The sequence below is a fragment of the Streptomyces vastus genome (assembly GCF_039532825.1).
GTDB lineage: Bacteria > Actinomycetota > Actinomycetes > Streptomycetales > Streptomycetaceae > Streptomyces > Streptomyces vastus.
In genome coordinates this window covers 442327-466770 of record NZ_BAAASJ010000125.1, presented here as the reverse complement: position 1 = coordinate 466770, position 24444 = coordinate 442327, and the positions used below count along the sequence as shown (strand labels likewise).

At 70.0% G+C, this 24444-nt stretch carries 17 protein-coding genes and 1 pseudogene; 7 read left to right on the top strand and 11 right to left on the bottom strand.

Features of this window, described 5'->3' with window-relative positions:
* Both ABD357_RS44440 and ABD357_RS44435 read left to right on the top strand, forming a co-directional pair.
* Window positions 1–555 (top strand): annotated as a pseudogene (locus ABD357_RS44440) (hypothetical protein); the annotation flags it as partial.
* A 228-nt stretch (window positions 556–783) separates the two neighbouring features.
* Window positions 784–2112, top strand: coding sequence for an enolase C-terminal domain-like protein (locus ABD357_RS44435; RefSeq protein ID WP_344397612.1), 1329 nt, complete (start codon window positions 784–786; stop codon window positions 2110–2112).
* Between the two features lie 122 nt (window positions 2113–2234).
* On the opposite strand, the gene ABD357_RS44430 is transcribed toward ABD357_RS44435, so the two are convergent.
* The 3 genes from ABD357_RS44430 to ABD357_RS44420 form a co-directional block, all read right to left on the bottom strand.
* Window positions 2235–3590, bottom strand: coding sequence for a PP2C family protein-serine/threonine phosphatase (locus tag ABD357_RS44430; RefSeq protein WP_344397610.1), 1356 nt, complete (start codon window positions 3588–3590; stop codon window positions 2235–2237).
* A 222-nt stretch (window positions 3591–3812) separates the two neighbouring features.
* Window positions 3813–5240, bottom strand: coding sequence for a glycoside hydrolase family 43 protein (locus ABD357_RS44425; RefSeq protein ID WP_344397609.1), 1428 nt, complete (start codon window positions 5238–5240; stop codon window positions 3813–3815).
* A gap of 102 nt (window positions 5241–5342) precedes the next feature.
* Window positions 5343–6560 carry a right-handed parallel beta-helix repeat-containing protein gene (locus ABD357_RS44420; protein WP_344397607.1) on the bottom strand — a complete coding sequence of 406 codons (1218 nt, stop codon included), beginning with the start codon at window positions 6558–6560 and terminating at the stop codon, window positions 5343–5345.
* Between the two features lie 351 nt (window positions 6561–6911).
* Between ABD357_RS44420 and ABD357_RS44415 the strand changes: the two genes are divergently transcribed.
* Window positions 6912–9752: a beta-L-arabinofuranosidase domain-containing protein gene (locus tag ABD357_RS44415; protein WP_344397605.1), complete on the top strand. Its 2841-nt coding sequence runs from the start codon at window positions 6912–6914 to the stop codon at window positions 9750–9752.
* Window positions 9753–9837: 85 nt separating this feature from the next.
* On the opposite strand, the gene ABD357_RS44410 is transcribed toward ABD357_RS44415, so the two are convergent.
* Both ABD357_RS44410 and ABD357_RS44405 read right to left on the bottom strand, forming a co-directional pair.
* Window positions 9838–10923 (bottom strand): mechanosensitive ion channel family protein, encoded by a 1086-nt coding sequence (locus ABD357_RS44410; RefSeq protein WP_344397603.1) that lies wholly within the window; start codon window positions 10921–10923, stop codon window positions 9838–9840.
* Between the two features lie 334 nt (window positions 10924–11257).
* Window positions 11258–12220: a lysylphosphatidylglycerol synthase transmembrane domain-containing protein gene (locus ABD357_RS44405; protein WP_344397601.1), complete on the bottom strand. Its 963-nt coding sequence runs from the start codon at window positions 12218–12220 to the stop codon at window positions 11258–11260.
* A gap of 147 nt (window positions 12221–12367) precedes the next feature.
* Here ABD357_RS44405 and ABD357_RS44400 point away from each other — a divergent pair, with 147 nt between their 5' ends.
* Window positions 12368–14245 carry an ABC transporter ATP-binding protein gene (locus ABD357_RS44400; protein WP_344397649.1) on the top strand — a complete coding sequence of 626 codons (1878 nt, stop codon included), beginning with the start codon at window positions 12368–12370 and terminating at the stop codon, window positions 14243–14245.
* A 26-nt stretch (window positions 14246–14271) separates the two neighbouring features.
* On the opposite strand, the gene ABD357_RS44395 is transcribed toward ABD357_RS44400, so the two are convergent.
* The 4 genes from ABD357_RS44395 to ABD357_RS44380 form a co-directional block, all read right to left on the bottom strand.
* Window positions 14272–14472 carry a hypothetical protein gene (locus ABD357_RS44395; protein WP_344397647.1) on the bottom strand — a complete coding sequence of 67 codons (201 nt, stop codon included), beginning with the start codon at window positions 14470–14472 and terminating at the stop codon, window positions 14272–14274.
* A 331-nt stretch (window positions 14473–14803) separates the two neighbouring features.
* A complete protein-coding gene (locus ABD357_RS44390) occupies window positions 14804–17632 on the bottom strand; it encodes a winged helix-turn-helix domain-containing protein (protein ID WP_344397599.1) in 2829 nt (942 codons plus the stop codon).
* 121 nt (window positions 17633–17753) lie between these two features.
* Window positions 17754–18170 (bottom strand): DUF7144 family membrane protein, encoded by a 417-nt coding sequence (locus ABD357_RS44385; RefSeq protein WP_344397597.1) that lies wholly within the window; start codon window positions 18168–18170, stop codon window positions 17754–17756.
* A gap of 53 nt (window positions 18171–18223) precedes the next feature.
* Complete coding sequence (locus ABD357_RS44380; protein ID WP_344397595.1) at window positions 18224–18856, bottom strand: GAP family protein; 633 nt, start codon at window positions 18854–18856, stop codon at window positions 18224–18226.
* 179 nt (window positions 18857–19035) lie between these two features.
* On the opposite strand from ABD357_RS44380, the gene ABD357_RS44375 reads away from it, so the two are divergent.
* Complete coding sequence (locus tag ABD357_RS44375; RefSeq protein ID WP_344397593.1) at window positions 19036–19974, top strand: universal stress protein; 939 nt, start codon at window positions 19036–19038, stop codon at window positions 19972–19974.
* A 60-nt stretch (window positions 19975–20034) separates the two neighbouring features.
* On the opposite strand, the gene ABD357_RS44370 is transcribed toward ABD357_RS44375, so the two are convergent.
* The gene (locus tag ABD357_RS44370; RefSeq protein WP_344397591.1) at window positions 20035–21318 is read right to left on the bottom strand and encodes a cytochrome P450; all 1284 of its coding nucleotides are present in this window, start codon (window positions 21316–21318) and stop codon (window positions 20035–20037) included.
* Between the two features lie 30 nt (window positions 21319–21348).
* Window positions 21349–22713, bottom strand: coding sequence for a glutamine synthetase family protein (locus ABD357_RS44365; RefSeq protein ID WP_344397589.1), 1365 nt, complete (start codon window positions 22711–22713; stop codon window positions 21349–21351).
* A gap of 322 nt (window positions 22714–23035) precedes the next feature.
* Between ABD357_RS44365 and ABD357_RS44360 the strand changes: the two genes are divergently transcribed.
* Window positions 23036–23224, top strand: a complete 189-nt coding sequence (locus ABD357_RS44360; protein ID WP_344397587.1) for a ferredoxin — start codon at window positions 23036–23038, stop codon at window positions 23222–23224.
* Window positions 23225–23228: 4 nt separating this feature from the next.
* Window positions 23229–24437, top strand: a complete 1209-nt coding sequence (locus tag ABD357_RS44355) for an NAD(P)/FAD-dependent oxidoreductase (protein WP_344397585.1) — start codon at window positions 23229–23231, stop codon at window positions 24435–24437.
* Window positions 24438–24444: the final 7 nt, after the last annotated feature.

Below are 24444 nucleotides of genomic sequence, written 5' to 3'. Positions count from 1 at the left end.
TTCACCGACGCTCGCGCCACCGGCCGCGAGACCATGGGGCGCGGACGGCGCGGCAAGACCTTCCGCCGCACCGTCTCCGGCATCCCCACCGCCCGCTTCCCCGACCGGCTGCGCAACATGGCCTACCACCGCGGCCTGGTCGTCATCGCCGTCGACCCGGCCTACACCTCACGCTGGGGAGCCGCCCACTGGCAGCAACCCCTCCAGCAGCAGACCGAAACCACGATGACGCGGCACCACGCCGCCGCCGTGGCCATCGGACGGCGCGGCCTGGGTCACCGGATCCGGCGTCGGCCAGGTGTGACCGCCAACGACCAGAGGATCGTTGCCCGGAGAGCTACCGGCCAGACCGGACCCGCCCCCAGACCGCGAGGGACCACGAGCCCACCCAGGACAACGGGCACGCCCCCTCGGGGCGGTAACACCCGGCTGGACCACGGTGACCAACTCGTGCTGTTCCCCGCACCCAGGACCGTTCGGGGTGCACCCGACGCCAGATACCTCACACCTGGCCCGGAATGCGTCGAATCGGCCAGTACTGGCCGACAACGCTAGGAACCGTACCTCCCCCAGCCCCGATCCGCGGACCCCGGCCTTGACCCGATCAAGTTCACAAGCCTAGCCTCAATCCTCATATATGGACGCTGCCTTCATATGAGGACGGCGGCTAGGGCGGCGTCCACGGTTCATACACGACTGTGCTCGCGGATCCTGGGCCTGGGCGGCGTACTGGCCGTCGAATGGCGTCCTGGACGTCCTCAACCTGTGATGTGGAGACCAGTCATGAGCCAGCCCACCGTCACCAAGTTCTCCGTCTACCCGGTCGCCGGCCAGGACTCCATGGAGCTCAACCTCTCCGGCGCCCATGGCCCGCATTTCACCCGGAACATCGTCGTCCTCAAGGACTCCGAGGGGCGTACGGGACTGGGGGAAGTGCCCGGAGGGGAGAAGATCGCGAGGACCCTGCGCGACGCCGAATCTCTCGTCGTCGGCGCGCGCGTGGGCGACTACAAGCGCGTCCTGCGGGCCATCGGCGACAGATTCGCGGACCGCGACTCGGGCGGCAGAGGCGGCCAGACCTTCGACCTGCGCACCACCGTGCACGCGGTCACCGCCGTCGAGTCGGCACTTCTGGATCTCCTCGGGCAACACCTGGAGGTTCCCGTCGCCGCGCTCCTGGGTGACGGGAAGCAGCGCGATTCCGTACGGGTCCTCGGATACCTCTTCTACGTCGGCGACCCCGACCGGACCGGTCTGGAGTACGTACGCGAACCCGGCTCGGCCGTGGACTGGTACCGGATCCGGCACGAGGAGGCGCTGACCCCCGAGGCGATCGTCCGTCAGGCCGAGGCGACCTACGACCTGTACGGCTTCCGCGACTTCAAGCTCAAGGGCGGCGTCCTGCCCGGGAGCGAGGAGGTCGAGGCGGTACGGGCGCTCAAGGAGCGCTTCCCCGAAGCCCGCATCACCCTCGACCCGAACGGCGCCTGGTCCCTGCGGGAAGCCGTCGAACTGTGCAAGCCCCTGGTCGGCACGCTCGCCTACGCCGAGGATCCGTGCGGAGCCGAAGGCGGCTACTCGGGGCGTGAGGTCCTCGCGGAGTTCCGCCGGGCCACCGGGCTGCCCACGGCGACCAACATGATCGCGACGGACTGGCGCCAGCTGACCCACGCACTGGCCCTCCAGTCGGTTTCCATCCCGCTCGCGGACCCGCACTTCTGGACGATGCAGGGGTCGGTACGGGTCGCCCAGCTCTGCGAGGCGATGGGGCTGACCTGGGGCTGTCACTCCAACAACCACTTCGACATCTCCCTGGCGATGATGGCCCACTGCGGGGCCGCCGCCCCCGGCGAGTACAACGCTCTCGACACGCACTGGATCTGGCAGGAGGGCCTGGAACGGCTGACCACCGAACCCCCGCGTATCGCCGACGGAGAGGTCGCCGTCCCCGACACCCCCGGCCTCGGCGTCCACCTCGACATGGACCGACTCCTCGCGGCCCACGACCTCTACCGCGAGAAGAACCTGTCGTCCCGCGACGACGCTCTCGCGATGCGGTACCTGGTCAAGGACTGGGCCTTCGACAGCAAGCGGCCTTGTCTCGTGCGCTGAACCCGTCCGGCGGACCGCAAGGCGCTGCGCTCCCCGGGCGCCTTCCACGAGGTCGCCGAACTCCCCGGCGGTCGTCTGCTGCTGTCCCGGCACCGACGCCGTGATCCCGGAGGCGGGCAGATTTATCGGTCCTGGTGGTGCCCCGGTCCGGGGGGCGGGATGCGTACGGCGAGGAGGGCGAGGTCGTCGTGGCCGTCGCCCGGGTTGTGGTCGGCCAGCGTGCGGCAGAGCGCGTCGAGGGGCAGCCCGACGTGGGCGGCGGCGGTGGCGGCAAGTGTGTCCAGTCCGGCATCCAGAGGGCGCTCGGGATGTTCGACCAGGCCGTCGGTGAACAGCAGCACCGTGTCTCCGGGGTCCAGCGGATGAGTGTGGTCGGGGCGTGGCAGCCGGGTGTCGACGCCCAGCGGCACGCCGGGTTCGGCCAGCAGGTAGCGGGTGCGGCCGCCGGCGGTGACGACCAGGGGCGGCAGGTGGCCGGCCGTCGACCAGTACATGCGCCAGCCTTCGACGTCGGATTCGATGCGGGCCAGGCAGGCGGTGGTGACGGGGATCTCGGTGATGGAGTGCAGGGTGTCGTCGAGCCGGTCCAGGATCAGGCTCGGCGGGGTGAGCCGGTCGTACAGCAGGGCGCGGAGCATGTTGCGGGTCTGCGCCATGGCGGCCGCCGCCGTCAGGTCGTGGCCCAGCACGTCGCCGATGATCGCGGCGCACGCACCGTCCGGGAGCAGCAGGGCGTCGTACCAGTCGCCGCCCAGGTGGTGGTCGGGGGCGGTCGCCGGCCGGTACACCGCGGACGCGGTGAACGGGGCCAGGTCGGGCAGGGTGGGCAGGAGGAGGCGCTGGAACTGCTCGGTGGAGGAACGCACCTGCTGATACAGCCGGGCGTTCTCGATGGCGATGCCGGCAGCTCCGGCCAGCGCGAGGACGACCGCCGCGTCCTGGTCGTCGAACGGTTTGCCGTCGCGCCGGTCGGACAGGTAGAGGTTGCCGTAGATGCGCCCGTGCACGCCGATCGCCACCCCGAGCAGGGTCCGCATCGGCGGATGCCCCGCGGGGAAGCCGACCGCGTCCGGATGGTGCGGTACGTCGTTCACGCGCAGCGGTTCGTGCTGCTCGATCAGGTGGGCGAGCAGTCCGTTGCCGTGCGGAGGATGGACTCCTGCCAGGACCTGGTGCTCGGTATCGCTCAGGCCGAGCGGGATGAAGTCCTGAAGGCCCGCCCGGTCCTCGTCGAACACGCCGAGGGCGCCGTAGCGGGCGTTCACCAGCTGCATCGCGGCACTCACGATCTGCCGCAGCACCACCGGCAGCTCCAGCTCCCGGCTGACCGCGAGCACGGCGTCCAGCAGCGCCTGCATGCGTCCCTGAGCTCGGGTGAGTCCTTCGACCTGTTCCGCGATGCGATTCAGGTCCGTATCCGGGGCCGGGCCGAACCCCGTCGGCGGATGCCGGCGCTGAAGGCTCTCGTCGCCGCTCATCGGCGCCTCACCTCTTCCCGGCCACCCCCGGGGTCCTGCGACCGGATACGGCCACATCGCACACCTTAGAACACCGGCAGCCCTCCTGCCCCGCCGTGAGCGCCGGGGGCAAGGAGGGGGCTCGGCCTCCGCGTGATCACTGGCCTGGTGCACGAAGAAAACGTGCACCAGGTTGAGCAACCGACGTGCGCCGGCTTTCGCCGGACGAGCTTGCCTCGCAGGTCAGAGTGGGTTTACGGGCACGAACGAACTGTCCTGGCGGAACACGGCGGAGCCGTCCGTCGGGTCCACCCGGAGCTGGAAGCCGTAGTGGCGCAGGTAGTAGCCCGGGTAGTTGTACGACTCGAAGCGGACGGAGCCGCTCGCCGTGCCCGTACGGGCGATGTACGTGGCGTCCCTGGCGAAGGTCGACGAGCCGTCGTTCGCGTCGAAGCGGGCCCGGAAGTCCCAGTGGCGCAGATAGTTCCCGGCTGCGTTCCTGAAGGAGTAGCCGCCCGCGTCGGCGAGACCCGGCACGACCGTGAACGTGGCCGCCTGCCTCTCCGCCGCGCTGCTAGTGGAGCTCACCACGGGGAGGTTGAGCAGGGCGGACTGCTCCTGCCAGTAGCGGGTGGTGTAGTTGGCGGAGCGGAACGAGCGGGTGACGTTCGTCGGCAGGTTCACCCCGCCGGAGACCGTCTCCTTTAGCACGGTGAAGTGGCGTGCCGTGCCGGAGATCGACGGGAGCCTCTTCGGGGCGCTCCAGGTGGCGAAGGTGTCGTAGCTGTCGCTGTAGTAGTAACTGCCGTCGCCGTAGCCGTCGAAGAAGATCCGCCACGCGCCGTTGTCGAGCTGTATCAGCGCGGCGCCCTCGCGGGTACCGCCCCAGCCCGCCCAGTTGCCGGTCCTGCGGATGGTGTACGGGCCGGTCAGGACGGTGGCGGTGGCGTACTCGATGTACTTCGTCGTCTCGTTCTTCGTGAACGCGTGGTAGGTGGAGCCGAGTTTCACGATGAATGTGTCGATGTGGTTGGCGCCGATGCCGGACAGGGCTACGGGTGAACTCCACGTGGTGAGCGCGGAGTTGGTGGCCCTCAGCAGATACGGCGTGAAGATCCACTGGTCGTTGGCGGTCGAGCAGGACAGGATGATGTTCACGCTGCCGTCGCTGTCGACGAACCACTCGGGTGCCCAGGCACGTGACAGATTCGCGATGGGGACGGTGTAGTCGTACAGGAACGTCCAGTTGACCCGGTCCGAGCTGCGGGCGAAGCCGATCGTGGTGCTGGTGTCCTGCCAGGTGTGCGTGGTGTACGTGACGTAGTAGTAGCCGTTGGAGTGCCGGAAGATGCTGGCGTCACGGATCCGGTTGGCAGGCGGGGTGTACGCGGACGCCTTCACGAGCCGGAAGTCGGTGGCGTCGTCGGACTCGTACACATTGACCGTGGCATCGGTGCTGTTGAGGAACGGCACGATGGTGTAGCGGGTGGCGGAGCCGCGGGGCGGTGCCGCGGCCAGGGCCGAGCCGAGCGTTCCGGGCAGTGCGCCCAGGAGGACCGCCGAAGCGGGGAGGGCGGCCATCGCCCGCAGTACGCCGCGGCGGGACGGCGACAGGCAGTTCGGGGGTCTGGTGCCGTTCGGCACGGCGGCGGGTCTGTCCGGTGTGTTCATGTGCGGCTCTCCTCGGTGCTTTCTTCTGCGGGTACGGCCCGTCCCTTGGGCCCTGCTTGTTGTTCGGGGCCCCTGCGGAACGGGCCGTACGCGGCGGTCAGTTCACAGGCGCGCTCCGATGGCCGTGCCATTGCGCGGGACCAGGAAGCCGGCGGCGGACGGCAGCGAGCCGTCGGCGTCGCGGGGGCCCGTGATCGCGGCCGGGTTTGTGCTCTGGACGGACGACTCGCCCCAACTGCTGCCCAGATTCCAGGAGTTGCCGGTGGCGACGGTGCCCGAGCCGACGGCGGCGGCCCGCCCGTCCGCGACCGACAGGTTCTCCTTCAGCACGGCACGCGATCCCGCACCGTCGGCGTCGAAGCCCGTACCGGCGTTACCGAAGGTGGAGTTGCGGCTCAGTGCGAGCGCTCCGGGGTTGCCGTTGTCGGTGACGCCGTGCTTGGCGTTCTTGAAGGAGACGCTGTTGCGCAGGGTGTGGGCGACCGACGGTTCGGGGTCCCCGCCGCCCATCTTGAAGCCGTTGCCGTCGCCCGCGAAGTCGGGGAAGTTCCAGCGGTTGAAGCCGTTGCCGTACGCGATCGTGTCCTCGATGACGATCGGCGAGGTGAACTCCCAGGCGTCGAAGCCGTCGTCCACGTTGTTCCACAGCCGAGCGCCCCGCACCACGTTGCCGCTCCCGCTGCCCTCCTTGATGGCGAGCCCGTCCGCGCTCTCGCCGTTCTTGCGGGGATCGCGGTTGCCGTAACTGTCCAGGTTCAGGATCTGGTTGTTGCTGGAGGCGCCCTGAAGCTGGAAACCCGACTCGTAGTTGTCGTGGGTGCGCAGGCCGGAGAAGACGGTGTCGTTGCAGCCGTCGCAGTAGATGCCGTACGGGCCGTTCACGATCTCCAGGCCCGAGATCCGCCAGTGGGACGCCTCCTGGTGGATGGCGCCGCGCTCGGCACGAGGGATGCTGCCGCCGACGGGCGTGTGACTGGCGGGCAGCCGCTCCCCGTCGACGACGACGCGTTCGCCCTGATACGCCTCCAGGGTGATCGGCTGGGACGCCCTGCCCGAGGTGGTGATGGTGATGTTGTCGGTCACCCCGTACGTACCGCCGCGGACGGCGATGACGTCACCGGGCCGCGCCTTGTCCACGGCCTTTTGAATGGTCCGCAGCGGACGCGCGAGCGTTCCGGGAGCGGAGTCGTCGCCGTTCACGGCCACGACGATGGTGGGCGTGGCGGCGGCTGACGTCTCCTCGGCCGTCGCTGTCGCCATCGTCGTCGGCATCGCGGCACCCAGCAGGAGTAATCCGGCGAGCACACCGACTGTGCGCATAAGGCTTCCTCTTCCTGTCCGGACGGATGTCGCCTTTGAGTGGTCACCCGACCGCGGAACGTTGCCGTGCCGCGCGGTCAGGAACCATGAACAGCACCGGCCAATGGCCGACATTTCGAACGGAGTTCGGCAAGCCGGTCAGAACGTAAGGTGCAGGTGGGGCCGCGTCAAGACTTCGTGAACGCTTGGCGACTTCTGCCGCTGCTGGGTCGCAGGCGTACGTACGAGCCGATCGTGACGCAACCATTGACGTGCACCCGCCCGCCTCTTACGTTCTGGTCGGTTATCCGAACCTTGATCGATATATCGGACACCACTCCCGACTGGAAGCTTGAGCAGAAGAGGCCCCCCATGGCGTCATCGCCCTCCCGAAGAGCCGTTCTCCGCGCCGCCGCCCTGGTCGCCGCGGCACCGGTGGTGTCCACGATCCCGGGCGGCCGCGCCGCCGCCGAGACCGGTGCCGACGCGGCAGCGGTCGCCGTCGCGGCCGGGCTGCCGGCGCCGACCGCCTGGGCGGTGCGGCCCTTCGAGCTGGAGGACGTGAAGCTCGGGCAGGGCGTCTTCGCCACCAAGCGCCAGCTGATGCTCGACCACGGCCGCGGCTACGACGTGAACCGGCTGCTCCAGGTCTTCCGCGCCAACGCCGGGCTCTCCACGGGCGGCGCGGTGGCCCCCGGCGGCTGGGAGGGTCTGGACGGAGAGGCCAACGGCAACCTCCGCGGCCACTACACCGGCCACTTCCTGACCATGCTGTCGCAGGCGTACGCGTCCACCGGTGACCAGGCGTACGCCGACAAGATCCGCACCATGATCGGCGCGCTGACCGATGTGCGCGCGGCCCTGCGCAGCGACCCGCGCATGCTCGCCGTCACCGGGAAGTGGGGCGGCGCCCACGAGAACGTCCGGGGCTCGTACCAGTACGTCGATCTCCCGGCCGCCGTGCTCGGCGGTGCCGCGGCGATCACCCTGTCGGTCTGGGTGAAGCCCACCCACAGCGCCAACTGGCAGCGGGTCTTCGACTTCGGCAACAACGCCACCCGGTACATGTACCTGGCCGGCCGCAACGCGAACGGAGTGCCGCGGTTCGCCATCACCACCAACGGGCCGGGTGGGGAGCAGGGGCTCAACGGCACCGCCGCACTGCCGCTGAACCAGTGGAGCCATCTGGCGGTGACCATCTCCGGCAGCACCGGCACCCTCTGCGTCAACGGCACCGCCGTCGCCCAGAACACCTCGATGACGCTCAACCCGTCCGTCCTGGGCACTCTGACGAACAACTGGCTGGGCCGCTCGAACTTCTCCGGCGACCCGGTGTTCGCGGGCGCCTTCGACGAGTTCAACGTCTGGTCACGGGCCCTGTCCGCGGCCGAGATCACCTCGCTGCAGACGAACGAGGCGAAGAACTCCTCCGCCGGACTCGGCAACCTGGCGTCGTACTACTTCGCCGCCACCACCGGCGGCACCTTCGCGGACGCCTCGGGGCGCGGCCTGACCGCCACCCTGCGCCGCACCTGGGGCGGGCCGAGTCACCCCGGGTTCCTCGCCGCGTATCCGGAGACGCAGTTCATCGACCTGGAGTCGCGGACCACCGCGGACTACACCAAGGTCTGGGCGCCCTACTACACCGCGCACAAGATCCTCAAAGGTCTGCTGGACGCGTACCTGGCCACCGACGACGAACGGGCGCTCGACCTCGCGTCCGGCATGTGCGACTGGATGTACTCCCGGCTGTCCAAGCTGCCCGACTCCACCCTCCAGCGGATGTGGGGCATCTTCTCCAGCGGCGAGTTCGGCGGCATCGTCGAGACGATCGTCGACCTGCACTCGGTCACCGGCAAGGCCGAACACCTCGCGCTGGCCAAGCTGTTCGACCTCGACAAGCTCATCGACGCCTGCGCCGCGAACACCGACACCCTGGACGGCCTGCACGCCAACCAGCACATCCCGATCTTCACCGGGTACGTCAGGCTGTACGACGCGACCGGCGAGACCCGCTACCTCACCGCTGCCAAGAACTTCTGGGGCATGGTCATCCCGCACCGCATGTTTGGCATCGGCGGGACGAGCACGGCCGAGTTCTGGAAGGCCCGAGGGCTCATCGCGGGCACGATCAGCGACACCAGCGCCGAGACCTGCTGCGCGTACAACCTGCTCAAGCTGAGCCGGATGCTGTTCTTCCACGACCAGGACCCGAAGTACATGGACTACTACGAGCGGGCCCTGTACAACCAGGTCCTCGGCTCCAAGCAGGACAAGGCCGACGCGGAGAAGCCGCTCGTCACGTACTTCATCGGCCTCACCCCCGGGCACGTACGCGACTACACGCCCAAGCAGGGCACGACCTGCTGCGAGGGCACCGGCATGGAGAGCGCCACCAAGTACCAGGACTCGGTGTACTTCACGAAGGCCGACAACTCCGCCCTGTACGTCAACCTGTACAGCCCCTCCACGCTGACCTGGTCCGCGAAGGGCGTCACCGTCACGCAGACCACGGACTACCCGAGGGAGCAGGGCTCCACGCTCACCATCAGCGGCGGCAGCGCCTCCTTCGAGCTGAAGCTGCGCGTGCCGTCCTGGGCGACCGGCGGCTTCCGGGTGACCGTCAACGGCGCCGCGGTGGGCGGAACTCCGAACCCCGGCAGCTACTTCACCATCTCCCGGAACTGGCAGAGCGGCGACACCGTACGCGTCACCATCCCGTTCCGGCTGCGGGTGGAGAAGGCGCTGGACGACGCGTCCCTGCAGACCCTGTTCTACGGGCCGGTCAACCTGGTGGGCCGCAACTCCGGCACGAGCCATCTCCAGGTCGGGCTCTACAAGAACGCCGCACTCTCCGGCGACCTGCTGCCCTCACTGACGCCGGTGTCCGGCAAGCCCCTCCACTACACGCTGAACGGCACCGAGTTCGCCCCCTTCTACGAGGGCACCGAGGACCGGACGCACGCCTATGTCCGCCGGTCCGAGCCCAGGGTCGTCTTCGGGAACACCGACTCCGGGGTCGCCAATCCGGCGAAGTCCGACGGGACGACGCTGCTCGACGAGATCTGGGCCGGGGCGCCGTTCGCCAACAAGGACGCGCTGGTGACGCGGGTGCGGTCGACGGCGGACGCGTGGGTGTCCGCGGGCCGGCTCACCCAGGCCGACGGTCAGCAGGTGGTCGCCACGGCGCAGAACGCGACGTACGTGCCCTGACGCCCCTTTCCGGGCGAGGCAACTACCGGGGAGGTCACCGGTGTTGACACGGTGACCTCCCGCTTGCCTCCCGCTCCCCGCGCGTCTACGAGACGGTGGTGACGCCGTCCCACTGCTGCGGAATGGCCCCGCTGCCGTTCGGACCGCCGCTCTGCAGCGCGATCGTCCGCGCGGGGGAGGGAATCCTGATGCCCTCGACCCGGTAGCGCGTGTGCAGCCGCTTGATGAACTCGTGCTTGATCCGGTACTGGTCGCTGAACTCGCCGACCCCCAGGATGACGGTGAAGCTGATCCGCGAATCCCCGAACGTGTGGAAGCGGATGGCGGGTTCGTGCTCGGGCATCGCGCCCTCGACCGCCGTCATCACCTCGATCACGACCTCGGAGGTCACCCGCTCCACATGCTCCAGGTCACTGTCGTAGCCGACCCCGACCTGAACGGTGAGCGTCATCTCCTGTTCGGGACGGCTGTAGTTGGTCATGTTCGTGCTGGACAGCTGGGCGTTGGGGATGATCACGAGGTTGTTGGAGAGATTACGTACGACGGTGTTGCGCCAGTTGATGTCGACGACGTAGCCCTCTTCACCGCTCGTCAGACGGATGTAGTCACCGGGCTGGATCGTCTTCGAGGCGAGGATGTGGATGCCCGCGAAGAGGTTCGCGAGGGTGTCCTGGAGGGCGAGGGCGACCGCGAGACCGCCGACGCCGAGGGCGGTGAGCAGCGGCGCGATGGAGATGCCCAGGGTCTGCAGGACGATCAGGATGCCGATCGCCAGCACGACGACACGGGTTATGTTGACGAAGATCGTGGCCGATCCGGCGACGCCCTGCCGCGACTGGGTCACCGCCCGCACCAGGCCTGTGACGATGCGCGCCGCCGTGATGGTCGAGGCGAGGATGAGGAGAACCGTCAGGATCTGGTTGACGTTGTGATTGACCCGGCTCGTCAGGGGCAGTGCTGCCGCAGCCGCGGCCGCACCGCCGGCCAGCGCCGCGAGGGGAACCAGCGCGCGCAGCGAGTCGACGATGACGTCGTCCCCCCTCCAGCTCGTACGGTCCGCGTGCTTGCCCAGCCAGCGCAGCAGCATCCGCGCCAGGACGCCCGCCGCAAGCCCGACGGCCACCCAGACGCCGGCGATGATCATGTCCTGCGCGGTGAGATCGCGGTTCACCAGCTGCCTCCCGTCACGCCGGGAAGGGCGCGTACGCCCGGTATGTGATGTCTCGTCACTTGGCCACCTGCTGCTCGATTCCGTGATGTGCGCTCCCGCCGGGACATCTGTGCGAAGTCCGGCGGGCTCGCTCATCCTGCCGCATCCGCGCGCATGCCTCGCCCTTGGCCCACTTCGTTTCCGGCCATCGTCGTAGGCGCAACGGGCGCGTTGACGCGCGGCGCGGCTGGGGCCAGGCTTGCGTGGAGTGATCACCGACGACTCGAGGGTGGGGCTCACCGTCGTCATCGCAGCGCCCAAGTTGGCCTGGATGCGCCGCCGTTGGGGAGTGGGCTCAGATCATCTTCAGGCGCACCAGCGCGCCCAGCGTCAACGCCCCCGGCAGCAGCGGCAGCCACACCGTGATGATGCGGTAGGCGAGTACGACCGCCGTCGCCACCGCGGCCGGGCCGCCCGCCGCCACCAGCGCGACGATCAGCGCGGCCTCGACCGAGCCGATACCGCCCGGCGTGGGGATGAGTGCGACGGCGACCGTCGCCGCCAGATACGCGACCACGATGTGCAGCGGAGACACCGGCAGGCCCAACGCCAGTCCCACCGCGACCAGTCCGGCCGCCTGCAGGATGGGAAAGGAGAACGAACCGCCCCACAACGCGAGAGCGCGCGCCGGCCGGGTGTGCACGGAGCGCGCCTCACCCAACGCGGTCCGCAGGAAGGTCGACACGACGGTACGCAGCCGTCGTACGAGCAGCAGGACCGCCACCGCGACGCACGCCGCCGCACCGGCGGCGATCAGCAGCGGACCGACAGCCGCGTCCGGAATGAGCTTGCCGAGTCGCAACGCGTCGGGGAACGCGATCAGCAGGGCCAGCAGAAGGCCGGTCCGGGCTATGGACTCCGCGAGCAGGTAGAGCGCGAGCGCGGCGGAGGAGCGGGCCAGCGGAACACCGCACACCGCCATGAACCGGAGGTTGACGGCGCTCGCGCCGAGCCCGGTCGGCAGCAGGTGGTTGGCGGTGCCCGCCGCGAACTGGGTGGCGAGCAGCCGGCATCTGGGCAGCCGCTCGACCAGGGCGCCCTGCCGGGTGACGGCCGCCGCGACCCAGGTGAGGCACGTCGCCGCCCCCGCCGCCAGCAGCCAGGGCCACTTGGCCGTCGCCAGGTGGCCGAAGCCGTCCACGAGCATGGACCGGTGGCGCACCGCGACCACGGCCACGAGGGCGAGCGGAAGCAGGCACAGGATCTGGCGGACCGGGATGCGTCGGTGGAGGGCGCGGGGAAGTCGTACGTCCGTCACACCGGGAAAGGTTTTCCGCGCCGTGCCAACGGGGGGTTGCGTGCGCGGGGACGGCGGCTTACGCGCCGCGCACGTCCTCGGATCATGCGTATCGATCAACCCCTTGACCTCAAGGTTGCTTGAGGTTCTAACGTCGTCCTCATGAGCATGGAAACCACAGCCTGGATGCAGCTGCACAGCGTCATGAACGCCCAGCAGGAACGCCGCCCCTTCGCCCGCGCGACGCTGCGCCGCATCGCCGGCTTCGCCCGTCCGCATCGCCGCCGTATCGCGCAGTTCGTCCTGCTCGGCGTGGCGACCGCACTGCTCGCGGTGGCGACGCCGGTCCTCGCCGGGCGCGTCGTGGACGCGATCGTGTCCGGCGGCGAGGAGAGCACGGTCGTACGCCTTGCCCTGCTCATCGCCCTGATCGCGTTCGCCGAGGCGGCGCTGGGCCTTGCGAGCCGCTGGCTCTCCTCGACCCTCGGCGAGAGCCTCATCCTCGATCTGCGGACGGCGGTCTTCGATCATGTGCAGCGCATGCCGGTCGCGTTCTTCACACGCACGCGTACGGGAGCGCTCGTCAGCCGACTCAACAACGACGTGATCGGCGCCCAGCGGGCGTTCAGCAACACCCTGTCCGGCGTGGTCGGCAACCTCGTGACGCTGCTGCTCACCCTCGCCGTCATGCTCACCCTGTCCTGGCAGATCACCTTGCTCGCCCTGGTCCTGCTCCCGGTGTTCGTCGTCCCCGCCCGCCGCATGGGCCGCCGGATGGCGAAGCTCCAGCGCGAGGCCGCGGACCTGAACGCCGCGATGGGCACCCGCATGACCGAGCGCTTCTCAGCGCCCGGCGCCACGCTGGTCAAGCTCTTCGGGCGGCCCGACGACGAGTCGCAGGAGTTCGCGGCGCGGGCCCGGCGGGTGCGCGACATCGGGGTGCGTACGGCGATGGCGCAGACGGCGTTCATCACCGCGCTGACCCTCGTCTCCGCGCTCGCACTCGCCCTGGTGTACGGCCTCGGCGGCTGGTTCGCGCTGCGCGGCAGCCTGGAGCCGGGCGCCGTGGTGTCGCTGGCGCTGCTCCTCACCCGCCTGTACGCGCCCCTGACGTCCTTGGCGGGAGCCCGAGTTGAGGTCATGAGCGCCCTGGTGAGCTTCGAGCGCGTCTTCGAGGTGCTCGACCTGAAGCCGCTGATCGAGGAGAAGCCGGCCGCCCGGAAGGTGCCGGACGGCCCGGTATCCGTCGAGTTCACCGATGTCCGCTTCGGCTACCCGTCCGCCGACAAGGTCTCCCTGGCCTCGCTGGAGGAGGTCGCCTCGTTGGACACCCGCGGCGGCGCCGAGGTCCTGCACGGCGTCTCCTTCCGCGCCGAACCCGGACAGACCGTCGCCCTCGTCGGCTCCTCAGGCGCAGGAAAGTCGACCATCGCGCAACTGCTGCCCCGGCTGTACGACACGGACGAGGGCTCCGTACGCATCGGCGGCGTCGACGTACGCGACCTGAGCGCCGAGTCGATGCGGGCAGCCGTCGGCATGGTCACCCAGGACGGGCACCTCTTCCACGACTCTGTCCGCGCCAACCTGCTGCTCGCCCGTCCCGACGCCGACGACGACGAACTGTGGGACGTCCTGCGCCGCGCCCGCCTCGACGACCTCGTACGCTCCCTGCCCGACGGCCTGGACACCGTGGTCGGCGAGCGCGGCTACCGGCTCTCCGGCGGCGAACGCCAGCGCATGACGATCGCCCGCCTGCTGCTGGCCCGCCAGCGGATCGTCATCCTCGACGAGGCCACCGCCCACCTGGACAACACCTCCGAAGCCGCCGTCCAGGAGGCGCTCACCGAAGCCCTGGAGGGCCGCACGGCGGTGGTCATCGCCCACCGGCTGTCGACGGTACGGGCCGCCGACACGATCCTCGTGGTCGAGGCGGGCCGGATCGTGGAGCGGGGCACACACGAGGAGTTGCTCGCGGCCGGCGGGCGGTACGCGGAGCTGTACCGGACGCAGTTCCAGAAGGCCGCACCGCTTGAGCCGGCGGCATAAGCCTTGAGGTGGCGGCACAAGCAGCGTCACCCTTCTGGCAGTTGGCGCATTTCGACGACCTGCAGGCCCAGGTCCTGGAACCGGAGGAGGAGCCCGTAGAGGTGCGCCTCGTCGGTGACCTGCCCGAAGAGGAGGGTCTGCTCCGGGGCCAGGACCTTGTCCAGCTCGGGAAACGCCCCGGCAACGGCTGCGGACAGTCGGCCGGTCACACGGAACTCGTATCGCATCGGCATGGCTCTCCCTCGACCGGTGGAGCCGTTGCTCACGAGGGTGGCTCGCGCCGCGTTGGGTGGCATCACTCGCATCAGGTGAGATCCGTTGCCGGGTGCGGGGCCGTGGGCCGGTGCGTCAGCCCGTCGCCAACAGGGCATACGGCCCTTTGCTGATACAGGGCGCAGGTGGGCCGAGACAGAACCTACGCGACGGGCATACGACGCACCGGCCCACGTCCCCTCCCGCCGGTGGGAAGCTGCGGGCACGTAGTGGCTGAGGGCTCCGGGAGCGCCCCTTCAGGGGCGCGGGGAACTGCGCGCCCGGCCACGACGGGCCCGCACTCGCCTATGAACCGAACCCGCCCTCCCGGTAGGCGCCCTGCTCAACCGCCGGAGGCAGCAGGCTAAGCTCCCGCGCTCGCCGTACCGCCTCTCCCCGGCGGGAGACCACGAGCTTGCGGTAGATGCTCCGCAGATGTGTCTTGACCGTGTTGACCGACAGACACATCGCCTCCGCGATCTCCTCGGTCGACATGACCTGCGCGCAGTGCTGGAGCACTTGACGCTCGCGGTCGCTGAGCTGTTCCACGACGAGGGGAGCCGAGGGGCTTCCGTCCACGGGAAGGCGGCCCGCGCGGAACGTACCGTTGACGGCCGCCGGCCGGGCCGTGAGCCATGCGTGCCTATGGGCCGTGTCGGGCCGCAGCTCCAGGAGATGCCGCACCCAGGGGCCCGCATCGAGGAAGGGCCCGCGCAGTGTTTCGGGTCGGGCGGCGGTCAGCGCTTCGCCGAGCGTGCTGTGCGCCGTCTTGGTGTCCTTGGCCAGGAGCGCGGCGTGGGCCCGTATCAAGAGGATGTCGACCCGCTGTGCGATCCCCGCGTCCCGCTGATCGTCCGGTGGTGGGACGAGACCGAGCGCCCGGTCCGGGTCTCCTGACGCGAGGTGGGCGCGCGCAAGGGCGATGACGTGCGACGACGTGTCAGGGCCGGCTTCGTGCAGGGCGGTGATCGCCGCCGCGGGATCGCCCCGGGCCAACTGGCTGGCCGAGTTCGCGAGGGCGATGCGCTGCGACGGCCACGGTGCCGACGTCGGCGGACGAACCGCGGGTGCCGCGAGGACCGCAAGTGCGGCGCGCCAGCGGCCTTGCGCGAGGGCCAGCCGGGTGCGCACCACCAGCATTTCGGTACGCGCGACCGGGTCGTGCTCCGCGTCGGGACACTCCGAAGCGAGGTCGAGGTGATGGCGGGCGCCCCGGAGATCGCCGCGTTCGAGGGCGACGGCGGCCAGGGCGAGGTGGCCGATCCCGGACCGCCGGGCCGGTGGGACGGAGCGGTTGCGGGCGGTCGCGAGGGCGAACCGGGCGTGTTCCTCGGCCTCGTTGAGTTCACCGTGGACGGATTCCAGCAGGGCCAGCTGTCCGAGACTGTGGTGCCGCACGACGTCGGTCGCACCGGTGCAGCCGTCCGCCGCCGCGGCGAACGCGGTGCGGGCGGCGCCGAGGCGTCCGGTCAGCAGCAGCCCGCGGGCCAGTCCGTACCGCCGTAGTGCCTCGATCTCCGGGTGCCGCACACGCCGCGCCGGGGGCACGTGCCCGGCGAGATCCAGGGTCTGGTCCGCCTCGTGGACGGCATCACAGCCGCCTTCGCGGTCTCGCGTGCCGGGTGAGCTGAGAAGCCGGAGCAGGGAGAGTGCCAGCTGTGTCTCTGGGCAGGGCTGTGCTTGTCCGGTGCGTATGTGTTCCTCTGCCCGGTCCAGGTGTGCCCGGCAGCCCGCGAGGTCGTACTGAGCGGCGGCGCAGGCGGCCGCGACGAGCGCGGACGCGGTTCCCGGGAGATCACGGGGCATGCCGGCGAAGCAGTTCTCCAGCCGTTGGGCCTCCGGCCCGGTGAGCAGACGTCCGATCTCCAGGTGATCGACCACCCGGGCGGCGGCCCACTCCCAGTCCTCCGTGGCGGCCGCCTGCTCCAGCGCCTCGGTGAGCCGGTCATGGCCGGCGAGCCAGGCCGCGGCCCGACGGCGCAGCCGGGGCTCGAGGCCGGGATGGTGGTGGCGCAGATGCGTGCGGAGGACCTCGGCGAACAGCGGCTGGAAACGGCACCACCGTGTGCCCGCGACGGACTCGACGAAGGCGCCTGCGCGGGTGAGCCCGGCCAGGATCCACTCCGCGTCCTCACGTCCCGTCAGCGTGTTCGCCAGGTCGGGGTGGACCCGGTCGAGAATGCTCGAGCGCATCAGCAGGTCCCGGGTGGCCTCGGGCTGGGTGTCGAGGACCTCGGCGAGCAGGTAGTCGGCGACCGCGCTCTGGGACGCCGCGAAGGAGCGGGCGAAGCCGTTCGGGTCGTCGGCCCGCTGCATCTCCAGGGCGCACAGCCTCAGCCCTGCTGCCCAGCCTCCGGTGCGAGCCGTCAGGGCATCGACGCTCTCCTCGCAGGACTCCAGCCCATGTCCGCGCAGCAGCGCGGCGGCCTCTTGCCGGGTGAACGCCAGATCGGCGCTGCGGATCTCGCAGATCCGGCCCTGGGCACGGTAGCGGTGCAGCGGAAGCAAGGGGTCGACCCGGCTGATGACGACCAGGCGCAAACTCGGCCCCGCGTGGCTCAGGACGAAATCCAGGGCCGAGGTCACCTCGCGTACGGGAATCTGGTCGAGACCGTCGAGTACGAACACGACCGGCCGGTGCCGGCGAGCCAGTCCGGACGCGAGCCCCGCGAGCAGGGAGTGCTCGACGAACTCGGCGGACCCGGGCCGATCCGGGTTCTCGGGCAGCTCGACCTGGTGATGGCGCAGCGCTTCGAGAACGTACGACCAGAAGATCCCGGGCGCCCTGTCCTCATGCTCGGCAGTCAGCCACACCACCGGGTCCGGTGCCGTCCCCTCGGCCACCCACGAGGCCGCCAGCGTCGTCTTCCCCGCGCCCGCCGGGCCGGTGATCAGCGTCAGAGGGCCGGCCGTACCCGTGGTGAGCTGGTCCAGCAGCCGCTGCCGGCGTACGAGTGTCCGTGGCACGGCCGGGATCGCGAACTTCGCCGCCAGCAGCGGGTCACCCGTCGGCCCCCGGAGCGCATCCGCGCCGCCGCGGGCGGAAGCCGGGACGTTCGCCGATGTGCGGGTGTCGCGAGTGTCGCGGGGCTCTCCACCGCTGTCCCGCGCTGCTGGGGCTCTGCTGCGGGGCATGGGCACCACCCTCTGGGTGCAGCTCTTGGGATGACCGAGGCCTCAGTTCCATCTGACGGCCTCAGGCTCGTGATCGCCACAGGAGCCATAAGAGCCACAGGAGAGAGGGAGGCCCACCCGCTCAGTCCGCCATGGTTTCCGGCCGCACCACGCACAGTGCCCAGATGACGAAGGAGTACAGGGCGATCGAGATGATCGACCAGACCGGGTAGTAGGGCAGGGACAGGAAGTTCGCGATGATCAGGAATCCGGCGATCGCCACACCCGCGACGCGCGCCCAGAGCGCGGCCGTGAACAGGCTGGCACCGATGAGGACCCCCAGGAATCCGAGGATCAGGTGGAACCAGCCCCACCCGGTCAGGTCGAACCGGAAGACGTACTGCTCCGTCGTGACGAAGAGATCGTCGTCGGCGATGCCCATGATGCCCCGGAAGATGTCGAGGATTCCGGCGATGACCAGCATGATCGCCGCGAACACGACGAGTCCGGAGGCAGCAGCCATCGTTTCGGGGGAGCGGCGGTGCACTGTCTGCGTCATGGCATTTCCTCGATTCGTTGTACGCCTGTCGCAGGCGCGGATGTGCGCTCGTCTCAGGCGAGGATCAGGACGATGAAGATCGCGCAGGCGATGATGTTGACGAGCCAGCCGTGAGTGCTGACCCACTCCCGCACCGCCGGCGCGGCGGCTTCGGCCCGCCGGTGGAACAAGAGCCGGGCGAGCAACGGGATCGCGGCCACCAGGACGGTCAGGGCGATGAACGGAAGCGCATGCGCGTATCCCGAGTCGCTCTGTTCCAGGTGCACGCCGACCGTCAGCATGATCACGATGTCCGACGGCATCAGCAGGATGACGAGTAGTCCGACCTTGACCGCCCTCCTGGGGTCGGCGGTCATCAGCGTGCCGAGCCATTTCGGCGGCTCGGCGGTTGCCCGTCCGAACCAGTTCTTCGCCATCGACGCCGCCAGCAGGCCGACGAGTACGTACTGGATGATCTTGCCGCCGGAACCCTTGTCGTCCGTACCGCCCAGGTCGACGGCGCTTCCCAAGGCGGCGGCGAGGCCCAACGCGATGGCCACTCCGGCCGCCGTCGCGACCGCGACGCCGCCCAGGAAACCCAGGGACACGCGAACCGCGCTCGGTGTCGTGACGAAGATGACCGCCGACATGATCTGCGGCCCGACCATCATGGTGATGGCCAGCGGGAGGATCTGAAGACCGTCCACGGCTCCTAGAGTGCGGTCACCGTGGTCGTGAGCACTCACCCGCGATGGGTGATTGCTGTTTCAGTCGGGGCGTTCGGCCGCTGAGGAGTCGGCCGCGTACCGGCGAGCGCAGGGCCGATCGGTCCGCCGTGTGCCCGTACGGCCCATCCCGCTGCCGCCGCCGCGGCCGGAGGCTGAGGATGAGAGCAGACCCGGCACAGGAGGTGCGCGCGATGTTTCCGCCCGTCGTCGTAGAACCCGTCGTCGCAGGAGTCGACGGATCCGCGGAGAGCCTGGCCGCAGCCGAGTGGGCGGCTCGTGAGGCCGTGCGCCGCGAGCGTCCCCTGCGGCTCGTTCACGCCTGGAACGGGCACCCGCCCGGGAGTGAGGGCATAGCCGACCGTGACCTGGACCGGAGTGTGCTTCGCCAGGCGGAGGAGAAGATCCGCCGCTCCCACGCCGGCCTGCATCTGGACGGCGAACGGATCCAGGGACCGGCGACTGCCGCCTTGCTGAAGGCGGCAGAGCGCGCCGAACTGCTCGTGCTGGGCTCTCGCGGGCTGAGTGGGTTCACCGGATTCCTGCTGGGCTCGGTCGCCCTCGGCGTGGTGGCGCGGGCCACCGGCCCCGTCGTCCTCGTACGGGCCGGAGAGGAGGCCGAGGACGAGCGTCTCCCGGCGGCCGACGGCAGCACCTCCACGCAGACCGGCTACCGGGACGTGGTGCTGGCCCTGGACCTCGGGGACCCGTGCGACGAGGTGATCGAGTTCGCCTTCGAGGCGGCGAGGCTCAGGCGTGCCCGGCTGCGGGCCGTCCATGCCTGGCAGGATCCCTCCGCCCTCAGCCTCGGACCGGGCGACATCGCCCTGCTCAACGGCCCGCAACGGGCACAGGAGTGGCAGGGTTTCCTGTCCGCCGTGCTCCAGGTCTGGCGGGACAAGTACCCCGAGGTCGAGGTCGTGGAGACCGTGGTACGCGAGAAGCCCTCGACCGCGCTGCTCCGCGCCGCCTCTGGAGCAAGCCTCCTGGTGGTGGGCCACCGCCTGACCGAGCGTCCGGCCGGCCCGCGCACCGGACCTGTCACCCATGCCGCCATCCACCACGTGAGCTGCCCCGTGGCCGTCGTCCCCCATGCGTGAGGGGTACGAGGCATCAGCTGCGCCGGACCGGTGTGGGCCGGCCCCCGGCGCCGGGTGTCGTCAGGCCAGAGTGACCTCGACCGGCAGTTTCTTGATGCCGTTGACGAAGTTCGAGCGGACGCGGGGGACGTCGCCGGCCAGGCGGATGTCCGCAAGGCGCGGGATCAGTTCCTCGAACATGATGCGGATCTCGGTGCGGGCGAGCAGGTTGCCCAGGCACAGGTGGGGGCTGCCCTTGCCGAAGGTGACGTGATCGTTGTTCCGCCGGGTGACGTCGAAGTCGTACGGGTCGCCGAAGACCTCCTCGTCGCGGTTGCCGGAGGCGAACCACATGACGACCTTGTCGCCCTCCTTGACCCGCTTGCCGCCGAGCTCGACGTCGCGGGTCGCGGTGCGGCGGAAGTGGTAGACGGGGGAGGCCCAGCGCAGGAACTCCTCCACCGCGACGGGAATCAGCGAGGGGTCCTCCCGCAGGCGGGCCAGCTGCTCGGGGTGCTGGAGGAGGGCCAGCATGGAGTGCGTGATGGTGTGGCGGGTGGTCTCGTTGCCGGCGACGACCAGCAGCAGGAAGTAGTTGTCGAAGTCCTGCGGCGAGAGCGGCACTCCGTCGCGCGGGGTGGTGTTCACGAGCTTGGAGACCAGGTCGTCGCCGTCGCCGCCGCGCCGCCGACGGGCCAACTCCCGTCCGTATTCGAAGACTTCGAGCGAGGCGGGGGAGCGGAAGGGCAGGTCGCGGTACTGCTCGCTCTCCTCGCTGTGGAGCAGCACATCGGCGTAGTCGGGGTCGGTGTTTCCGATGATGCGGTTTCCCCAGTCGATGAGCTGCTGGTTGTCCGTAGGAGGTACGTCGAGGAGGCGGGCCAGCACGTTGATGGGGAAGTCTGCCGAGATCTCCTTGACGAAGTCGAAGGTGCCCTTGGCCAGGGCGGCGTCCAGCGTGGTGGCGGTCAGGCCGCGCAGGAAGTCGGTATAGCTGTTGATGACGCCCGCCCCGAACTGACGCTGGATCAGGCTGCGCAGCGCACGGTGGCGCACGCCGTCCAGCTCCAGGATCGAGGCCCGCTTCTTGATCTGGTCGTCGTCGACCTCTTCGAGGTTGACGAACCTCGTGGAGGTGAAGGTCTCCGCGTCACGGTCCACGGCGGCGATGTCCGCATGCCGGGTCACCGCCCAGAAACCGGAGTTGGGGGCCTCTTCCGGTTGCCAGTGCACCGGGTCCTCGTGGCGCAGGGTGTGGAACATGCGCCAGGGGGTGACCCCGTCGGTGAAGTGATCGAGGTCGGCGAGGTCCACGTCGGCGAGCGGCATGGGTTCGCGCACGGCGTCGGTCAGGGTCTGGGTCATCAAGGGGCTCCTCGGCGGGCGCGGACGGCGTCACAGGTGGTAGGCGTACTCGGTGAACTCCCAGTCGGTGACGTGCCGTTGGAAGCGTTCGACCTCGTTGCGCTTGTAGGCCAGGAAGGAGGTGGTGAAGTACTTGCCGAGCACCTCGGTCAGGGCGGTGTCCGCCTCCAGTGCGTCGAGGGCCGCGGGCAGGTTCATCGGCAGCACGGCGGACCTGGCCGTGTCGTAGCCGTAGCCCTCCAGCGGGGCCGGGGGCTCCTCGCCCGCCTGGAGACCGAGCAACGCGGCGGCGAGGGTGCCGGCGATCAGCAGGTACGGGTTGGCACTGGCGTCGCCGAGCCGCAGCTCCACGCGGGCGCCGGAGCCCCGCTCGGGCGGGATGCGGAGCATGGCACTGCGGTTGTCCAGGCCCCAGTCGATCAGCCAGGGCGCGAGAGTGTCGGGTCCGAAGCGCTTGTACGAGTTGACCGTGGGGTTGGCCAGCGCGGCGAGCGCGGGTGCGTGGGCGAGGATGCCCGCGATGGCGTGCCGGGCGGTGGTGGACAGGCCATACGTGCCGGAAGGGTCGTCGAAGGCGTTGTGGGCGCCTTCCTCGTCCGGGGCCTGGCAGGACAGATGGAGGTGGAAGCCGGAGCCGCCGGCGTCGCCGAAGGGCTTGGCCATGAAGGTGGCGAGGTTGCCCTCCTTGCGGGCCAGCTCCTTGACGGCGGCCTTGAAGCGGAAGGAGCGGTCGGCGGCGTCCAGGGCGTCGGAGTGGCCGAGGTTGATCTCGTACTGGCCGCCGTCGAACTCGTGGTTGCCGGTGATGACGCCGATGCCCAGGTCACGCAGGTGCCGCAGGGTGCGCAGCAGGTGGTTGCCGGGGTCGGCGCGCAGTCCGGCGGTGTAGACGGCGCCGGTGGTTTCCGGGGCGCGGCGCCAGCCGGTGGGGGTGCCGGGGGCCGGCTCCAGCAGGAAGTACTCGAGCTCGGGGCCCACCACGGGGTGCAGCCCCTGCTCGGTACACCTGGCCAGGACCGCGCGCAGCAGGTCGCGCGGTGATTCGGCGGCGGGTGCGCCGGTCGCCGGGTCGCTGACCTCGCCGAGGCAGACGGCGACGCCGGGCTCCCAGGGCAGGGCGGCCAGGGTGGACAGATCGGGGCGTACGGTCACGTCCGGCAGGCCCGCGTCCAGGCCACCCGCGACCGGGACGACATCCCCCTGCGGGCTGGTGTGGAACACGGCCCGGCAGAAGGCCAGGCCTTGCTCGCAGGCCGTCGGCAGGTGGTCGGTCAGGACGTCGCGGGCGCGGTCGGTGCCGATCAGGTCCGGGTAGATCACCCGGACCACGTCGATGCCCTCGGCGGCGAGCCGCTCCTGGTACCGGCGGATGTCAGGGGTGTCTTGGTCGCTCACCGGTGTCTCCTCGGGCGGATGGGCGGGGCGGGTGAGGACGACGCGGGCCTGGGGCGGTGCGGAGAAGGCCTCCGGGCTAGTCGTTTGATCCCGAACAGTATGAAGGGGTCCGTCATTCCACAAGAGGGTGGTCGCAAGAATTTATCCACCTGGACAGGTATTGACCAGGCCCCCTCTGCTTCCTATCTTGTTTGAAGCCAAACGAGTCAGGGATGCGGCACTGTCGCACCCCTTTGGCAGAGGGGCCTGGCCGCACGGCCGGGCCCCTCCCCACCGCCCCTCCCTGTCCTGCTCGGACGCCCTCACCCTCAGGAGGACCGCCATGAAGGTCGTCGTCGACATGAACAAGTGCCAGGACCACGGCCAGTGTGTCTTCGCGGCCCCTGACGTCTTCTCGATGGACGACGCAGGCCACCTGGCCTACGTCGCCGACCCGGACGACGCCCTGCGCGACGAGGTCGAGGAAGCCGCGGACGTGTGTCCGCTGCAGGCCGTCCGGATCGAGGGCTGAGACCATGGCCCGACGCATCGTCGTCGCCGGCGCCTCGATGGGCGGCCTGCGCGCCGCCGAGCAACTACGTGCGGTGGGCTGGGCCGGCGCGATCACGGTCGTCGGGGACGAACCCCACATGCCCTACAACCGACCGCCGCTGTCGAAAGAAGTGCTGGCCGGTAAGGCGCCGTTCGAGTCACTGGCCTTCACCCCGAAGGCCTCGGCGGCCGATGTGGAGTGGCGGCTCGGCACAAAGGTCGTCGCGGCCCGCCTCGCCGAGCGGACCGTGGGACTCGACGACGGATCGGCCCTCTCGTACGACGGCCTGGTCGTCGCCACCGGCATGCGGCCCCGTCGGCTGCGCTGCCCCGGCCCGCTCGCCGGCCGCCACACGGTCCGTACGCTCGCCGACGCCCGGGGGCTGCGAGCGGAACTGACCCGGCCCGGCGCCCGTGTCGTCGTGGTCGGCGCCGGCTTCATCGGCTGCGAGGTCGCCGCCACCGCCGTAGGACTCGGCGTTCGCGAGGCGACCGTCGTCGATCCGCTGCCCCTGCCCATGGTGGGCCCACTGGGCGAACTACTGGCCCGCGCGCTGCTGAAGCGGCACGAGGAGCGAGGGGTGCGCTTCGCCCTCGGTACGGGAGTCGCCGGGTTCGAGGGTGACGACCGTGTGAACGGTGTCGTACTCGCCGACGGCTCCACGCTGCCCGCCGACGTGGTCGTGGAGTCGGTCGGCTCGGTGGCCAACACCGAGTGGCTTCAGGGCAACGGGCTCGACCTGGCCGACGGTGTGCTCACCGACGAGCACCTGCGGGCCGGCGGACATCCGGAGGTGGTCGCGGTCGGCGACGTCGCCCGCTTCCCCAACGCCCGCTACGACGGCGTACCGCGCCGTGTCGAGCACTGGTCGATCCCCACCGACACCGCCAAGCATGCCGCGAAGACGCTGGCCGCTCATCTGGCCGGTGGGAACACGGAGTTGGCGCCCTTCGCGCCGCTGCCCACCTTCTGGAGCGACCAGCACGACTTCCGGCTCCAGTCGTTCGGGGCGCCCGGTCTTGGCCTCGACGACGTGCGAGTGCTGGACGGCGAGCCGGACGGTGACGTCCTCGTCGGTTACCACGTCGACGACCGACTCGTCGGCGTTGTCGCGCTCGGCGGCCAAGCGGCCGCGATGCGTGCCGCCAAGTATCGCGCCCACCTGCTCAAACAGCCCGCCCTCACCGCGTAAGGAGTTC

Coding starts and splice junctions, on each gene's coding strand:
- ABD357_RS44435 (WP_344397612.1), top strand. CDS start 784: ATGAGCCAGCCCACCGTCACCAAGTTCTCCGTCTACCCGGTCGCCGGC.
- ABD357_RS44430 (WP_344397610.1), bottom strand. CDS start 3,590: ATGAGCGGCGACGAGAGCCTTCAGCGCCGGCATCCGCCGACGGGGTTC.
- ABD357_RS44425 (WP_344397609.1), bottom strand. CDS start 5,240: ATGAACACACCGGACAGACCCGCCGCCGTGCCGAACGGCACCAGACCC.
- ABD357_RS44420 (WP_344397607.1), bottom strand. CDS start 6,560: ATGCGCACAGTCGGTGTGCTCGCCGGATTACTCCTGCTGGGTGCCGCG.
- ABD357_RS44415 (WP_344397605.1), top strand. CDS start 6,912: ATGGCGTCATCGCCCTCCCGAAGAGCCGTTCTCCGCGCCGCCGCCCTG.
- ABD357_RS44400 (WP_344397649.1), top strand. CDS start 12,368: ATGGAAACCACAGCCTGGATGCAGCTGCACAGCGTCATGAACGCCCAG.
- ABD357_RS44395 (WP_344397647.1), bottom strand. CDS start 14,472: ATGCGATACGAGTTCCGTGTGACCGGCCGACTGTCCGCAGCCGTTGCC.
- ABD357_RS44390 (WP_344397599.1), bottom strand. CDS start 17,632: ATGCCCCGCAGCAGAGCCCCAGCAGCGCGGGACAGCGGTGGAGAGCCC.
- ABD357_RS44385 (WP_344397597.1), bottom strand. CDS start 18,170: ATGACGCAGACAGTGCACCGCCGCTCCCCCGAAACGATGGCTGCTGCC.
- ABD357_RS44375 (WP_344397593.1), top strand. CDS start 19,036: ATGAGAGCAGACCCGGCACAGGAGGTGCGCGCGATGTTTCCGCCCGTC.
- ABD357_RS44370 (WP_344397591.1), bottom strand. CDS start 21,318: ATGACCCAGACCCTGACCGACGCCGTGCGCGAACCCATGCCGCTCGCC.
- ABD357_RS44360 (WP_344397587.1), top strand. CDS start 23,036: ATGAAGGTCGTCGTCGACATGAACAAGTGCCAGGACCACGGCCAGTGT.
- ABD357_RS44355 (WP_344397585.1), top strand. CDS start 23,229: ATGGCCCGACGCATCGTCGTCGCCGGCGCCTCGATGGGCGGCCTGCGC.